Origin of the sequence: Burkholderia sp. KJ006, from assembly GCF_000262695.1 — a bacterium.
In the GTDB taxonomy this organism is placed as follows: Bacteria; Pseudomonadota; Gammaproteobacteria; order Burkholderiales; family Burkholderiaceae; genus Burkholderia; species Burkholderia vietnamiensis.
Map to the genome: position 1 here is coordinate 867,651 of NC_017921.1, position 14,211 is coordinate 881,861.

Genomic DNA, 14,211 nt, shown 5'->3' on the forward strand with positions numbered 1-14,211 from the left:
CCCCTAAACCTCCGCCCGCGCATCGCCCTCCGCACGCACCGCACCGGGCGGCCGGCCGACCACGCGCTTGAACGCGCGGCTGAACGCGGCGAGCGATCCGTAACCGAGCCGGTACGCGACCGTCTCGATGGTGTCGCGGTCGCGCGCGATCCACTGCGCGGCGAGCCGCATCCTCAGCTCGGTCAGGTAGCGCACCGGCGTCATCCCGGTGGCGGCGAGAAACCGCTCGGCGAACACCGAGCGCGACACGCCGGCGGCGGCGGCCAGTTCCGCGACGCTCCAGTTGCGCCCCGGATCGCGATGCAATGCGACGATCGCGCGGCCGAGCTTCGGCTCGCGCAGCGCCTGCACCCATCCGGTGGCGTCGCCGCAGCCGCACTCGACCCAGCCGCGCACGATGAACGCGGCGACCACGTCCGCGAGCCGCGCGAGGATGCCCGCGAAGCCCGCGCGTTCCGAGCAGGATTCGCGCTCCATCGCGTCGAGCATCGGGCGGATTTCCGGGTAGCGGGCGAGCAGCGTGCCGACGTGCATGAACGCCGGCATCGTGCCGACGAGCGGCTGCATGCCGCCCAGATCGAGTTCCATGCACGCGCTGAAGATCAGCGCGTCGCCGGCGGCCGGCTCCGTCGCCGCGCACGCCCCGACGCCGACCGATGCCACCGTGTCGCAGATCTTCGCGGCCTCGAAGCCGCCGATCTCGCGGCACGGCGCATCGCGGTCCGACAACAGCGCATGCGTGCGGCCGTGCGGCAGCAGCACCGCGTCGCCGGCCTCGAGCTGCATCGTCGTGCCGTCCGCGTCGCGCAGCAGCACCGGTCCGCGCCCGACGAAATGGAACTGCGCGCGCCCCGGCGCATGGCCGAAGCTCAGCCCGAACGGCCGCGCCACCTGGATCCGGCGGTATTGCACGCCGCTCAGCCGCATCCCGAGCAGCAGTTCGCTGACGAGGTCGTGCGGGTCGGACGTCGGTGGGAGCAACGGAGTGGACATTGCGAAATCCGGACGATGGATCAATAAGAACGGATTGTATGTCATAGACCGTCCTGTCGTTGTTCCTTACGATACGTCGACATCGGTACTTTCCCCAGACGACTCGGAACGACGCATGAATCCCGGAATCTCCTCTGCCGCCGCCCCGGCGGCTCCCCGCGAACCCGCATGGGGCGCCGTCTTCGCGATGACGCTCGGCGTGTTCGGCCTCGTGACCGCGGAATTCCTGCCCGCGAGCCTGCTCACGCCGATGGCCGACAGCCTCGGCGTGACCGAGGGCGTCGCGGGCCAGGCCGTCACGGCCACGGCGACGGTCGCGCTGGTCACGAGCCTGCTGATCTCCGCGCTCACGCGCACCATCGACCGGCGCCGCGTGCTGCTCGTGTTCTCGGTGCTGCTCGTCGCGTCGAATCTCGCGGTCGCGTTCGCGCCGAACCTGACGACGCTGCTGATCGGGCGCGTGGTGCTCGGCATCGCGCTCGGCGGCTTCTGGACGATGGCGACCGCCACCGCGATGCGGCTCGTGCCGACCGCGATGGTGCCGCGCGCGCTGTCGATCATCTTCAGCGGCGTGGCGGTCGCGACGATCGCGTCGGCGCCGATGGGCAGTTACTTCGGGCACCTGATCGGCTGGCGCAACGTCTTCCTGATCGCGGCCGCACTCGGCGGCGTCGCGTTCGTATCGCAGGCCGCCACGCTGCCGTCGATGCCGCCGAGCGGCACGACGCGCCTGCGCACGCTCGTCGACGTGCTGCGCCGGCCGACCGTCGGCCTCGGGATGTTCGCGACGATCCTCGTATTCACCGGGCATTTCGCGTTCTTCACGTATTTGCGGCCGTTTCTCGAACAGGTTGCCGGCGTCGGCGTGAACGGCTTGTCGGCGATCCTGCTCGGCTACGGGATCGCCAACTTCGTCGGCACGTCGCTCGCCGGCCGCGTGCTCGAACACCGGCTGCGGCCGATGCTGATCGGCATGCCGGCGCTGATGGTCGTGCTCGCGATCGCGCTGGTCGCGCTCGGCCGCGCGCCGATGCTCGACGCGGTGCTCGTCGCGTTGTGGGGGATGGCGTTCGGCGGCGTGCCGGTCGCGTGGTCGACGTGGGTCACGCGCACCGTGCCGGACGAAGCGGAAAGCGCGGGCGGGCTGATCGTCGCGGCGATCCAGCTCGCGATTGCAACGGGCGCGGCGGCCGGCGGCGTCGTGTTCGATGCGAACGGCGCGGGCGGTGTGTTCGTCGGCGCGGCCGCGGTGCTGGCCGTCGCGGTCGCGACGATCGTGGCCGGCGTGCCGAAGCGCGTCGGCGTCGCGGCGGCGCTCGCCGAGTGACGTGCACGCGGGCCGATCGGCCCGCTGCCGCCAGGCTGCGGCAAGCATCGACCCGCTGCATCAACCCGCTGCATCAACCAGCTATGACGCGCGCCTCAGCCGCGCGTCGCCGGGTCTTCCGACAGCATGCGCAACTGGTCGCGCAGCACGTCGACTTGCTCCGGTGCGAACGACTTCTCGATGTCGGCATGCGCTTGCTGCCACAGCGGAAACGCGTCGGCGAGCAGCTGGCGGCCGGCCGGCGTGAGTTCGAGCAGACGGCTACGCCCGTCGTCCGGATCCTGAGCGATCGTGAGCAGCCCGCGCCGCTCCAGCGGCTTCAGCGCGGCAGTCAGCGTGGTGCGATCCATCGCGAGCAGCGACGCCACCGATTTCATCGTCGCCGGCTGCGGCCGGTTCAGCGACATCAATAGCGAAAACTGGCCGTTGGTGAGATCCAGCGGACGCAGCACATCGTCGAAGATGCGCGCGAGATTGCGCGCCGCGCGCTGCATGTGCAGGCACAAGCAGCAATCGCGCACCATCAACGTCGTTTCGAAGGGAAGGTCTTTATTGCGGGCCATGTTGCAATTGTGTTGATATCAACCTATTGTGTCAAGGGCGAGGTGCGGCAGCCTGCCGCGCCCGCCACCGGACGGAGGAAGCATGGATGCTCGACAGCAGTTGTATCTCGCGGTTTTCGTCGGCAGCAAGGACAGTGCGCCCATGAAGGCGTGGCTCGCGCTGTCGGAGGACGAGCGGCGCGCACGCGAGCGGGACGGAATGGCCGCGTGGCATGCGTGGGTCGACCGGCATCGCGATGCGATCGTCGAACTCGGCGGCCCGCTCGGCAAGACCAAGAGGATCGACACGCGCGGCGTCGCCGATACGGCCAATGCGCTCGGCGCGTTCACGATCGTGCGCGCCGCGTCGCACGACGCAGCGGCCGCGCTGTTCGAAGGTCATCCGCATTTCACGCTGTTTCCCGGCGAGGCGGTCGAGGTGATGCCGATTCTGCCGGTGCCCGGCATGTGAGCGGCGGTACGCGGCACGCGCTGCGCGCGACCGACGCCGGCCGTGGTCGGACACGACGCGGCCCGCGCGACATGACACACAATCTGGACGGAGACATTGCGATGAAGCTTTACGGATTTGCCGGCACGCGTTCGCAGCGCGCGCTCTGGGGGCTCAAGGAACTCGACGCGGATTTCGAATTCGTGTCGGTCAACCTGCCGGCGGGCGAGCACAAGCATCCCGAATTCCTGCGCCTCAATCCGGCCGGCAAGGTGCCGGTGCTGGTGGACGGCGATCTGGTGATTCCCGAATCGGCCGCGATCGTGCTGTATCTCGCGGACAAGTATCCGCAGAAGGCGCTGCTGCCCACGGATCCGGCGCTGCGTGCGCACGCTTACCGATGGGTGATGTTCGCGGTGACGGAGCTCGAGCAGCCGCTGTGGCGCATCGCGCGCCACACGTTCCTCTATCCGCCGGAAAAGCGTCTGCCGGCCGACATCGCGCTCGCACGCGAGGACTTCGTGACGATGGCCGCGATTCTCGAGCGGCATCTCGAAGGCCGCGAGTTCATCGTCGGCGATGCGCTGTCGGTGGCCGATTGCGTGACCGCTTATCTGATCGACTGGGCCGGCGAATGCCAGTTGCTCGATACGTTCCCGCAATTGCAGGCGTATCTCAAACGGCTCTATGCGCGCCCGAAGGCGCCGCAACGGATCGCGCAGGCGCGTCAGGCGGCGTGACGGGGCGGGCGCCGTCACGCCGCTTCGTTGGGGCTGCCGAAGGCGCGACTCGGGATCGACGGGTTGTGAGCGGAGCGGGCGATGTCGATCGGCGGTGCGTCGTCGACGCAATTTGCCTCGTGCGCGCTGAAGGTCGTATCCGTTGGGCTCGTGCGCGCGTGTCGAGCCGCATGCGCGCACCGCAACGCATCGTCGAAGTCAAACGTGCTTGCGCATACGCGAGATGACCGCATGGCGACGCAACCTGCCGCGCGCGGCGGCGCTCACCATGGCCACGGAACGCGGTGGCCTGCGCCGTGCTCGACGGCCTGTCGATAGACGACGCGCGCGACGGTCAGATCCTGTAGCGCGAGGCCCGTCATGTCGAACACGGTGATGTCGTGCGCCGCACGATCGACCGTGACGACGCCCGCGAGCACGTCGCCGATCTCGATGCGCGGCAGCTCGGGCGCCCATTGGCATTCGCCGATGCTGCGCGCCTGCTCGTGATCGTCGACGAAGATTCGCGCGCGCGCCAACAGGTGTTCGGGAAGCTCGCGCTTGCCGGCGGTGTCGGCGCCGACGCAGGTCAGATGCGTGCCCGGCTGCACCGCGGTGGCGTCGAACAGCGGGCCGCGGCCGGGCGTCGCCGTGATCACCACGTCGCTGCCGGCCACCGCATCGTTGCGGTCGCGCGCGGCCCGGATGTCGCAGCGTGCGCTGAATGCCGACTCGAACGCCGGGTCCGGATCGCCGCCGGCGCTCACGTATTGCACCGCGCATCGCTGCGGCAGCAGCGCGAGCGTCCGGTCGAGCTGGGCGCGCGCCTGCACGCCGGTGCCGAATACGCAGACGCGCGAGCTGTCGGGACGCGCCAGCGTCTGCAGCCCGAGCGCCCCGGCCGCCGCGGTGCGCGCGGTGGTGATCGCATTGCCGTCCATGATGCACAGCGGGCGGCCGGTGGCCGGATCGAACAGCGCGATCGTCGCCTGGTGCGGCTCGCCGCCGCGGCTTCGGTTGCCGGGCCAGAAGCCGGCCGCCTTGAAGCCGAGCAGTTCCTGCTGTGCGACGTCGCCCGACTTGATGCCGAATATGCCGCCGGTATGGAGCTTTTCGCGCACCACCGGGAAGACGCGCCCGGCGCGCCGACTGTGCAGCAGGAAAGCGTCGCGCACGGCCGCCGTCACCTGTTCGGCCTGAAGCGCGGGCCCGACGGCATCACGATCGAGAAGCAGGAGCTGGGCGTCTGACGGCATGGCGGGCGAGCCTGTGGAAAGATGATGCAAACTGGAATTCGATGAGGCGACTGTCGTTGAACAAACGGTTGCCTCGACGTTGAATCGCGACGGCCGCGATGGCCGGCGCTTTTACCACCCGTAGAAACGCGGCCAAGTCTGCGTCGCGCCGTCGCGCGTCAGCGCACGGTATTCCGGATGTTGCGCACCGGTCGCGCACGCGTGGTTCGGCAGAATCCGCAAGCGGGTGCCGATCGGAAACCGCCTCGCGATATCCGGATCCGGCGCGCCGCTGCGCGACACGATCCCATGCTCCTGATTCGCCGAGCTCATCAGATAGCCGTCGAGCGCGTCGCCGGCTTCGGTGCACACCTGACCGTAGCCGAAGTCCCGCGCCTGCCGCTGCGTGCCGCGATCGCGGCTCATCGCCATCCAGCCCGCGTCGACGATCGCCCAGCCTTTCTCTTCCTGGTGGCCGATGACGGTGGTCAGCACCGACAGCGCGATGTCGGACAGCGCGCACACGCCGATGTTGTGCATCACGAGGTCGAACATCACGTACACGCCCGCGCGGACTTCCGTCACGCCGTCGAGGTTCGCCGCGGACAGCGCGGTCGGCGTCGAGCCGATGCTGACGACGTCGCACGGCAAGCCGGCCGCCCGCAGGCGCTGCGCGGCATGCACGGTGCGCGCGCGCTCCTGTTCGGCGATCGCGACCAGCGCGTCGTGCGTGTCGTATTCGTAGCTCGAGCCGGCGTGAGCCAGGACGCCGCCGAGCGTCATGCCGCCAGCGGCGAGCGTGCGCCCGACGTCGATCAGCAAGTCGTCGTCGGGGCGGATCCCCGAACGGTGACCGTCGACGTCGATCTCGATCCAGACTTCGAAGCGCTCGCCATGCTCGCGGCCGAACGCCGCGATCGCCTGCGCGGTGTGCAGGCTGTCGGCGACGATCTTCAGGTCGCAGCCGCGCCGGCGCAGCGCGAGCGCCTGCGGGAGCCGGGCGGGAATCATCCCGACCGCATAGACGATGTCGCGCACGCCGCTCGCGAAGAACTGCTCGGCCTCCTTCAGCGTCGACACCGTGATGCCGCGCGCGCCGGCCGCGATCTGCGCGTCCACGACCTGTTGGCACTTGGTCGTCTTCACGTGCGGCCGGAACGCGACGCCGAATGCGTCCAGATGCGCGTGCAAGCGCGCGATGTTGGCGTGCATCCGATCGACGTCGATCAGTGCGGCGGGGGTGGTGACGGTGGGGATGCCCATGATGCGTTGCCTCGATGGTTGGCGACGCACACACTCTACGGCGTTCGACTCGCCGCGGGTTTAACGCGGCGGAAATCGGTCATTAACACCAATTTAATGAGGGGCGGGCGGCGGCACCTTCGCGCGCCACGGCGGCGGCGCGAGAAATTGCGTGGCCGCTTCGAGGAACACCCGTTGTCGCGCGGAACGGCCCGTGCGCGACGGCAGCAGCGCGGTCACCGGCGCGGGCGGCAGATGCCAGTCGGGCAGCAGCCTGACCAGCTTGCCGCTCGCCAGCAGCGGCGCGACGTCCCATTCGGAGCGTTCGACGATGCCGAGCCCCGCGAGCGCCCAGTCGGTGATCACGGTGCCGTCGTTCGACGACAGCGCGCCCGTCACGCGGATCACGGCCGAGCGCCTGGCGTCGCCTTCGCCGTCGCCGGCTTGCGAGAAGCGCCAGCGGACGATGTCTTCGTCGTTCTCGCGCAGGCACAGGCAGTCGTAGCGGGCGAGGTCGGACGGATGGCTCAGTGCGCCGATGCGGCGTGCGTAACCGGGGCTTGCGCACAGGAAGCGTTCGTTGGGTGCGAGCGGATAGCCGATCCACGACGACGATTTCAGGCTGCCGACGTGGATCACCACATCGGCGCCCGACGCGCTCGTCAACGGGCTCTCCGACAGATGCAGCGAGATCTCGAGCTTCGGATGCGCACGCTGCACGTCGCGCACGATGCGCGCGACGTACTTGCGCCCGAAGCCGAACGGCGCGACGACGCGCAGCGTGCCTTGCACGTCGCCGTGATCGCCGGAGAGGCTGAGCGGCAACGCTTCGACGCGCTCGAGGATCGCGACGGCTTCCTGGTACAGCCGCTGCCCTTCGTCGGTCAGCGCGATGCCTTTCGACTGCCGCACCGCGAGCCGGACCTCGAGCCGCGCCTCCATCCGCTGCAGGCGCAGCGTGACCGCGGGCGGCGTGAGGTCGAGCAGGCGCGCGGCAGACGCCAGCGAGCGTGACGCGCCGATCGCGCGAACGAGCCGAAGATCTTCGAGGTCGAGCATGAAATGTCCGTTGATGCTGGCGTGGCCGGGCATCGATTAAACCGCACTTGGCGCGCGGAATCCATCGCTGCGCAGCGGTTGTGACGCCGGATTCCATCCGCGGCCAGCAACAATCACTTCCACGCAGCCCGATAACTCTCGAGGGCGCACGTGCCTAAACTTTAGTCATTGGCAACGAACGAGGTGTTCGAAGCCACACAACCAGACACAGTCGGAGGTACGTATCATGAAGAACCTTATTCAAGCCGTTGTCGTTGCTGCTGCCCTTGCCGCTCCGGTCGCCGTTTTCGCTCAGAACACCGCACCGCTCACCCGTGCGCAAGTGCGCGCCGAGCTGATCGAACTGGAGAAGGCCGGTTATAACCCGGCGGTCGGCGAAGACCCGCACTATCCGGACGACATCCAGGCCGCACAAGCCCGCGTCGATCAGCAACATGCGCTGGCTCGCGCACAAGGTGTCGACAACAGCGGTGTGGGCAACAACGCGCAAGGCGCCGCAGCGGCCGGCAAGCCGGCGAAGGTCGTCGCGCCGCGCGCGAATGACGAGATGAAGTCGCTGTACCGCGGTCACTAAGCAGCACGAGTGACGCGAGGTTCGAGCGGGAGGCCGTAGCGCTCCCGCGTCGAACCGGACGGCCCGCGATTGCGATCAGCGCAATCGCGGGCTGTTTTTGTATCGGTTGGGCGGGCGTGGGTGCGCTGCGCGGCCGGGATCGATGGTCGCGCTCGGCGCATTGAATCACGCGGGTTTTGTCGAGCCGTCGCGGTTGCCGGTTCGCGCTCGCGGTCGGTTGGACCCAACGCGAGGCGACGCGTCATGTCGTTCGCGTTTCTCTTGCTTCGGCTTCGGCGTCGCCGTCGCCATCGAGCCGACGAACGCTTGGGGCAAGCGCGTTCGAAGGATGCGTAATCGCAGCCGGCCTGCAACGATCGCGGTTGCACCCGCGCGTCGCATCGACAGATGGGCAGCCCGTCGGCAATACGCACAACGACGACACGCGTATCTTCTGCTGCCGATGTCACGCGAGTGACCGGCCGCGACGGCGCCGGTTTCGACGACGACCGACGCCGTCGCCGCAATGCCGCGTCTGCGCCATCACACGCACTCGCGCGTGCATGCCACGAACGCATTCGCACGCCGATCCCAACCGCCAGCGAACCGCCACTCCGGCCCGGCACGGCCCCCCGCGCTATCGCGGCCGACGTCCTGCAGCAGGCCATCCGACGCATTCCTGCACGCCGCGAAAGCCGTCGCGCCCGTGTCCCGTCCCCCGGACTTCTGCCCGATTCGCCCGCCACAGGGCAAAATACGGGTTTTCCGCACCCGAGAGGGCGCGCCCGAACTACGCGCCGGGCCGGGCGGCGTGCGTTTCGCGCATGCCGCTGCCGGGCGCTCAGGCAAGCTGCTCGCCGCGTCGCGAGCCCACAGGAGTCCACACCCCATGCCCGAATCCAACCTGTCCTTCTTCGGCCGGCTGTCGCTGGCCGTCGGCACGTTCTTCTCCGTGCTCGGCAACCGCGAGTTCGCGGCCGGCGTGCTGCGCGTGCGCGACGGCGCCGCGGCACCGATCGCACCGGCACCGGTTGCGCCGGCACCGGCCGCGGCGCCCGCACCCGCACCTGCTCCCGCACCGGCCAAGGCGCCCGCGCCCGAACTGCGCGAAGCGAGCCCGCAAGCCGCGCTTCAACTGCTCGGCCTGCTGCAGCGCGATGCGCGTTTCATCGATTTCGTCGAGGAAGACATCGCCGGCTATGCGGACGCCGACATCGGCGCGGCCGCGCGCCTCGTGCACGACGGTTGCCGCGCCGCGCTGCGCGAACACTTCACGATCGTGCCGGTACGCGACGAAGCGGAAGGCACGCGCGTGACGCTGCCGGCCGGCTTCGACGCGATGGCCGTGCGCGTGACCGGCAACGTGGTCGGCGCCGCGCCGTTCACGGGCACCGTCAGCCATCGCGGCTGGCGCGTGGCCGACGTGCGCCTGCCGAAGCTGACGGGCAGCCACGACGCATCGGTGATCGCACCGGCGGAGGTGGAACTGTGAGCGATCCGCGCTATTCGATCGGTATCGATCTCGGCACGACCCACTGCGCGCTGTCCTACGTCGACAGCGCCGCGAGCGACGGCGAGAAAATCGTGCAGCAGGTGCTGCCGATCGCCCAGCTGACCGCGCCCGGCGCACTGGAGTCGCGCGACCTGCTGCCGTCGTTTCTGTATCTGCCGCACGAGAGCGAGCTCACGCAGGGCGACCTGACGCTGCCGTGGACGGCGTCGCGCAATTTCGCGGTCGGCGAGATGGCGCGCACGCGCGGCGCCGGCACGCCGATTCGGCTGGTGTCGAGCGCGAAGAGCTGGCTGTGCCACCCCGGCGTCGATCGCCGCGCGGCGATCCTGCCGAGCGATGCGCCGCCCGAAGTCGCGCGCGTGTCGCCGCTGGAAAGCTCGACGCGCTACCTCACGCATCTGCGCGAAGCGTGGGACCACGCGCATCCGGACGCGCCGTTCGCCGATCAGGACGTGACGGTCACGATCCCCGCGTCGTTCGACCCGGCCGCGCGCGAGCTGACGGCCGAGGCCGCGCGCGCGGCCGGCTACGCGCGGATGACGCTGCTCGAGGAGCCGCAGGCGGCGCTCTACAGCTGGATCCAGAAGAGCGAAGGCGGCTGGCGCAAGCAGGTGCAGGTCGGCGATCTGATCCTGTGCGTGGACGTCGGCGGCGGCACGACCGACCTGTCGCTGATCGCGGTGGTCGAACGCGACGGCAATCTCGAACTGCATCGCGTCGCGGTGGGCGAGCACATCCTGCTCGGCGGCGACAACATGGACCTCGCGCTCGCGCACGTGGTCGCGCGCAAGCTCGCGCAGAACGGCACGCAGGCCGATCCGTGGCAGCTGCGCGCGCTGACCTACGCGTGCCGCTCGGCGAAGGAAACGCTGCTGTCCGACCCGACGACGGATGCGGTGCCGCTCGTCGTGCCGAGCCGCGGCTCGAAGCTGATCGGCGGGTCGATCCGCACCGAACTGACGCGCGCGGAACTCACGCAGACGATCCTCGAAGGCTTCTTCCCGCAGGTCGATGCGGCGGCGCGGCCGGTGAGCCGCGCGCGCGTCGGCCTCACGCAGCTCGGCTTGCCGTATGCGCAGGACGCGGGCATCACGCGCCATCTGGCGGCGTTCCTCGGCCGTCAGGTCGCGGCGCTCGACGCGCTCGACGGCGTGGCGCGCACGCTGCCGGCGGGCGCGACGTTCCTGCATCCGACCGCGGTGCTGTTCAACGGCGGCGTGTTCAAGTCGGCGCTGCTCACGCAGCGCGTGCTCGATACGCTGAACGGCTGGCTCGCCGCGGAAGGCGCGCCGGCCGCCCGCCTGCTCGAAGGCGCGGACCTCGATCTCGCCGTCGCGCGCGGCGCGGCCTACTACGGCTACGTGAAGCGCGGCCGCGGCGTGCGCATCCGCGGCGGCACGGCGCGTGCGTACTACGTCGCGATCGAATCGGCGATGCCCGCGGTGCCGGGGCTCGAGCCGCCGGTGCAGGCGCTGTGCGTCGCGCCGTTCGGAATGGAGGAGGGCACCGATGCGGCGCTGCCGCCGCAGGAGTTCGGCCTCGTCGTCGGCGAGCCGGTGCAGTTCCGCTTCTTCGGGTCGTCGGTGCGCCGCCAGGATCAGGTCGGCACGCTGCTCGACTACTGGTCGCCGGATGAATTGCAGGAGCTCGAGGAAATCCAGGCGACGCTGCCCGCCGACGGACGCACCGTCGGCGAGATCGTGCCGGTCAAGCTGCATGCGCGCGTGACCGAAGCCGGCACGCTCGAGCTCGAGGCGATCCCGAGCGGCACGAGCGAGCGCTGGAAGGTCGAGTTCGACGTGCGCGGCGCCGCCTGAGCGCGATGAAGCGCTATACGGTCGGTATCGACCTCGGCACCAGCAACACCGTCGTCGCGTACGTCGAGGCCGGCTCCGACGCGATCCGCGTGTTCGACGTCGAGCAGCTGGTCGGCCCCGGCGCGGTGGCTGCGCAGCCGCTGCTGCCGTCGGTGCGCTATCACCCGGCGGCCGGCGAACTGCCGGCCGACGCGATCGCGCTGCCGTGGACGGCCGGCAAAGCGGCCGACGCCGTGCCGGCCGTGATCGGCCGCTACGCGCGCACGCTCGGCGCACAGGTGCCGGGCCGGCTCGTCAGCAGCGCGAAGAGCTGGCTGTCGAACGCAGCGGTGGACCGGCTCGCGGCGATCCTGCCGTGGGGCGGCGCCGACGGCGTCGCCAAGGTGTCGCCGGTCGATGCGAGCGCGAGCTACCTCGCGCACGTGCGCGCGGCCTGGGACGCGCACTTCCCCGATGCGCCGCTCGCGCAGCAGGACGTCATTCTGACCGTGCCCGCGTCGTTCGACGACGGCGCGCGTGCGTTGACGGTCGAAGCCGCGCGGCGCGCGCAACTGCCGGCGTTGCGCTTGCTGGAAGAGCCGCAGGCCGCATTCTACGACTGGCTGTACGGTCAGCGCGCGACGCTGCGCGCTACCTTCGCCGCGCCGCGGCGCGTGCTGATCTGCGACGTCGGCGGCGGCACGACCGATCTGACGCTCGTCGACGTCGCACCGGGCGACGACGGCGAACCGACCTTCACGCGCGTGGGCGTCGGCAATCACCTGATGCTCGGCGGCGACAACATGGACCTCGCGCTCGCGCGCCTGGTCGAGCCGCGCCTGACCGAGCCCGGCACGCGGCTGTCGGCCGCGAGCCTGTCGCAGCTCGTCGAACGCTGCCGCGCGGCCAAGGAGCGGCTGCTCGGCGCCGCTGCGCCGGCGTCCGTCACCGTGACGCTGCTCGGCGCGGGCAGCCGGCTCGTCGGCGGCGCGCGTTCGACCGAGCTGACGCGCGCGGAGGTCGAGCAGATCGTCGTCGACGGTTTCTTTCCGCAGGTCGACGCGAACGACATGCCGCGCCGCACGCGCGCCGCGATCGTCGAGTTCGGCTTGCCGTACGCGAGCGATCCGGCCGTCACGCGCCACGTCGCCGCGTTCCTGAATCGTCACGCGCAGGGGCCGCTGCCCGACACGCTGCTGCTCAACGGCGGCGTGTTCCGCGCGGACGCGCTCGCCGGCCGCCTCGCGCAGACGCTCGGCGCATGGCGCGGCGCGCCGCTCGACGTGCTGCACAACGCGCATCCGGACGTGGCGGTCGCACGCGGCGCGGTGGCCTATGGGCTCGCGCGCGGCGGGCATGCACCGCGCATCGGCGGCGGCTCCGCGCGCAGCTATTTCCTCGTGCTGGACGACGACGGCGATGCCGCCGCCGCGCCGCGCGGCGTGTGTCTGTTGCCGCGCGGCACCGACGAAGGCCGCGAGCTCCGGCTCGATGCGCGCACGTTCGCGCTGCAGCTCGGACAGCCGGTGCGGTTCCATCTGGTGTCGACGGTCGCCGACACGGTCTATCGGCCCGGCGATCTCGTCGAACTCGCCGGCGGCGACTTCGTGCGGCTGCCGCCGATCGCGACGGTCATCGACCGGCAGGCGGGCGGCGGCGCACGCGAAACACCGGTGAAGCTCACCGCGTCGCTGACCGAGGTCGGCACGCTCGAAATGCACTGCATCGCGACCGACGATGCGTCGCGGCGCTGGCGGCTCGAATTCCAGCTGCGCGGCGATGCGCCCAGCCCCGGCGATGTCGACGGGCCCGCGCGCCATCCGCGGCTCGATCAGGCGATCGAGTTGATCGACCGCTCGTTCGGCGGCAAGGCGGCGAACGTCAAGCCGAAGGACACGCGGCGGTTGCGCGCGCAACTGGAGCAGGTGCTCGGCCCGCGCGACGAGTGGGACGTCGCGCTCGCGCGCGAGCTGTTCGACGCGTTGCTCGCGCGTGCGCGTCGCCGCCGCCGTTCGGCCGATCACGAGCGCGCGTGGCTGAACCTCGCCGGCTATTGCGTGCGTCCTGGCTTCGGCCATCCGCTCGACGCGTGGCGCATCGAGCAGCTGTGGCCGCTGTTCGACGACGGGATCCAGTACGTGAACGACGCGCAGGTGTGGTCCGAATGGTGGACGCTGTGGCGGCGTGCGGCCGGCGGTCTCGACGACGATGCGCAGGCGCAGGTGCGCGACGCGATCGCGTTCCTCGAACCGTCCGACGACAAGCGCCGCAAGCTGCCGTTCGACCCGGCCAAGGTCGGGCCGGCCGACATGACGCGCTTGTCCGCGTCGCTCGAGCGATTGCCGGTCGAGCGCAAGGTGGAACTGGGCGAGCGGTTGATCGCGCAGTTGCAGAAGCCGGCCGAGCGCACGCTGTGCGCGTGGGCGCTCGGGCGCATCGGTGCGCGGCGGCCGTTCTACGGCAGCGCGCACAGCGTCGTGCCGGCCGACGTCGCGCAGCGCTGGCTCGATGCGCTGTTCGCGCTCGACTGGAAGCAGGTCGAACCGGCGGCGTTCGCGGTCGCGCAGATCGCGCGGATGACGGGCGATCGCGAACGCGATCTGCCGGACGACACGCGTGCGGCGGTGATCAAGCGGCTGTCGGCGGCGAACGCGTCGGCCGCCTGGATCGACATGGTGCGCGAAGCGATCGCGTTCGATGAAGCGGACACGGCGCGCGTGTTCGGGGAGACGTTGCCGGCGGGGTTGAAGCTGCTGGAGGGTTGAGCGAACGGCCGGGCGC

Annotated in this window: 12 protein-coding genes; 7 read left to right on the forward strand and 5 right to left on the reverse strand. The window is 70.4% G+C overall.

The window, feature by feature from the left end:
* Positions 1–3: 3 nt before the first annotated feature.
* Complete coding sequence (locus tag MYA_RS17960) at positions 4–1,038, reverse strand: AraC family transcriptional regulator (protein ID WP_014724468.1); 1,035 nt, start codon at positions 1,036–1,038, stop codon at positions 4–6.
* Between the two features lie 70 nt (positions 1,039–1,108).
* On the opposite strand from MYA_RS17960, the gene MYA_RS17965 reads away from it, so the two are divergent.
* Positions 1,109–2,320 (forward strand): MFS transporter, encoded by a 1,212-nt coding sequence (locus MYA_RS17965; protein WP_011881374.1) that lies wholly within the window; start codon positions 1,109–1,111, stop codon positions 2,318–2,320.
* Positions 2,321–2,415: 95 nt separating this feature from the next.
* Here MYA_RS17965 and MYA_RS17970 read toward each other — a convergent pair whose 3' ends face one another.
* On the reverse strand, positions 2,416–2,883 hold the full coding sequence (locus MYA_RS17970; RefSeq protein ID WP_041494070.1) for a MarR family winged helix-turn-helix transcriptional regulator: 468 nt from the start codon (positions 2,881–2,883) through the stop codon (positions 2,416–2,418).
* Positions 2,884–2,965: 82 nt separating this feature from the next.
* Between MYA_RS17970 and MYA_RS17975 the strand changes: the two genes are divergently transcribed.
* Positions 2,966–3,334, forward strand: a complete 369-nt coding sequence (locus MYA_RS17975) for a YciI family protein (RefSeq protein WP_014724471.1) — start codon at positions 2,966–2,968, stop codon at positions 3,332–3,334.
* A gap of 101 nt (positions 3,335–3,435) precedes the next feature.
* Positions 3,436–4,053, forward strand: coding sequence for a glutathione S-transferase family protein (locus MYA_RS17980; RefSeq protein WP_034194895.1), 618 nt, complete (start codon positions 3,436–3,438; stop codon positions 4,051–4,053).
* Positions 4,054–4,316: 263 nt separating this feature from the next.
* On the opposite strand, the gene MYA_RS17985 is transcribed toward MYA_RS17980, so the two are convergent.
* The 3 genes from MYA_RS17985 to MYA_RS17995 all read right to left on the reverse strand — a co-directional run bounded on the left by MYA_RS17985 (position 4,317) and on the right by MYA_RS17995 (position 7,568).
* Positions 4,317–5,288, reverse strand: a complete 972-nt coding sequence (locus MYA_RS17985) for an ornithine cyclodeaminase family protein (protein WP_041494071.1) — start codon at positions 5,286–5,288, stop codon at positions 4,317–4,319.
* A gap of 111 nt (positions 5,289–5,399) precedes the next feature.
* Complete coding sequence (locus MYA_RS17990; protein WP_014724474.1) at positions 5,400–6,530, reverse strand: DSD1 family PLP-dependent enzyme; 1,131 nt, start codon at positions 6,528–6,530, stop codon at positions 5,400–5,402.
* Between the two features lie 93 nt (positions 6,531–6,623).
* Positions 6,624–7,568: a LysR family transcriptional regulator gene (locus MYA_RS17995; protein WP_014724475.1), complete on the reverse strand. Its 945-nt coding sequence runs from the start codon at positions 7,566–7,568 to the stop codon at positions 6,624–6,626.
* 226 nt (positions 7,569–7,794) lie between these two features.
* Here MYA_RS17995 and MYA_RS18000 point away from each other — a divergent pair, with 226 nt between their 5' ends.
* The 4 genes from MYA_RS18000 (at position 7,795) to MYA_RS18015 (ending at position 14,195) form a co-directional block, all read left to right on the forward strand.
* Positions 7,795–8,142, forward strand: coding sequence for a DUF4148 domain-containing protein (locus MYA_RS18000; protein WP_011881381.1), 348 nt, complete (start codon positions 7,795–7,797; stop codon positions 8,140–8,142).
* Positions 8,143–9,010: 868 nt separating this feature from the next.
* Complete coding sequence (locus MYA_RS18005; protein WP_041494072.1) at positions 9,011–9,613, forward strand: DUF2760 domain-containing protein; 603 nt, start codon at positions 9,011–9,013, stop codon at positions 9,611–9,613.
* Positions 9,610–11,451 (forward strand): Hsp70 family protein, encoded by a 1,842-nt coding sequence (locus MYA_RS18010; RefSeq protein WP_011881383.1) that lies wholly within the window; start codon positions 9,610–9,612, stop codon positions 11,449–11,451. Before MYA_RS18005 ends, MYA_RS18010 begins: the two co-directional genes overlap by 4 nt.
* A 5-nt stretch (positions 11,452–11,456) precedes the next feature.
* On the forward strand, positions 11,457–14,195 hold the full coding sequence (locus MYA_RS18015; protein ID WP_014724476.1) for an Hsp70 family protein: 2,739 nt from the start codon (positions 11,457–11,459) through the stop codon (positions 14,193–14,195).
* Positions 14,196–14,211 lie beyond the last annotated feature (16 nt).

Bases quoted from the DNA above. Each gene is read 5' to 3' on its own strand.
- MYA_RS18000 (WP_011881381.1), top strand. From the start codon at position 7,795: ATGAAGAACCTTATTCAAGCCGTTGTCGTTGCTGCTGCCCTTGCCGCT.
- MYA_RS17965 (WP_011881374.1), top strand. From the start codon at position 1,109: ATGAATCCCGGAATCTCCTCTGCCGCCGCCCCGGCGGCTCCCCGCGAA.
- MYA_RS17985 (WP_041494071.1), bottom strand. From the start codon at position 5,288: ATGCCGTCAGACGCCCAGCTCCTGCTTCTCGATCGTGATGCCGTCGGG.
- MYA_RS18005 (WP_041494072.1), top strand. From the start codon at position 9,011: ATGCCCGAATCCAACCTGTCCTTCTTCGGCCGGCTGTCGCTGGCCGTC.
- MYA_RS18015 (WP_014724476.1), top strand. From the start codon at position 11,457: ATGAAGCGCTATACGGTCGGTATCGACCTCGGCACCAGCAACACCGTC.
- MYA_RS17960 (WP_014724468.1), bottom strand. From the start codon at position 1,038: ATGACATACAATCCGTTCTTATTGATCCATCGTCCGGATTTCGCAATG.
- MYA_RS17975 (WP_014724471.1), top strand. From the start codon at position 2,966: ATGGATGCTCGACAGCAGTTGTATCTCGCGGTTTTCGTCGGCAGCAAG.
- MYA_RS17995 (WP_014724475.1), bottom strand. From the start codon at position 7,568: ATGCTCGACCTCGAAGATCTTCGGCTCGTTCGCGCGATCGGCGCGTCA.
- MYA_RS17980 (WP_034194895.1), top strand. From the start codon at position 3,436: ATGAAGCTTTACGGATTTGCCGGCACGCGTTCGCAGCGCGCGCTCTGG.
- MYA_RS17970 (WP_041494070.1), bottom strand. From the start codon at position 2,883: ATGGCCCGCAATAAAGACCTTCCCTTCGAAACGACGTTGATGGTGCGC.
- MYA_RS17990 (WP_014724474.1), bottom strand. From the start codon at position 6,530: ATGGGCATCCCCACCGTCACCACCCCCGCCGCACTGATCGACGTCGAT.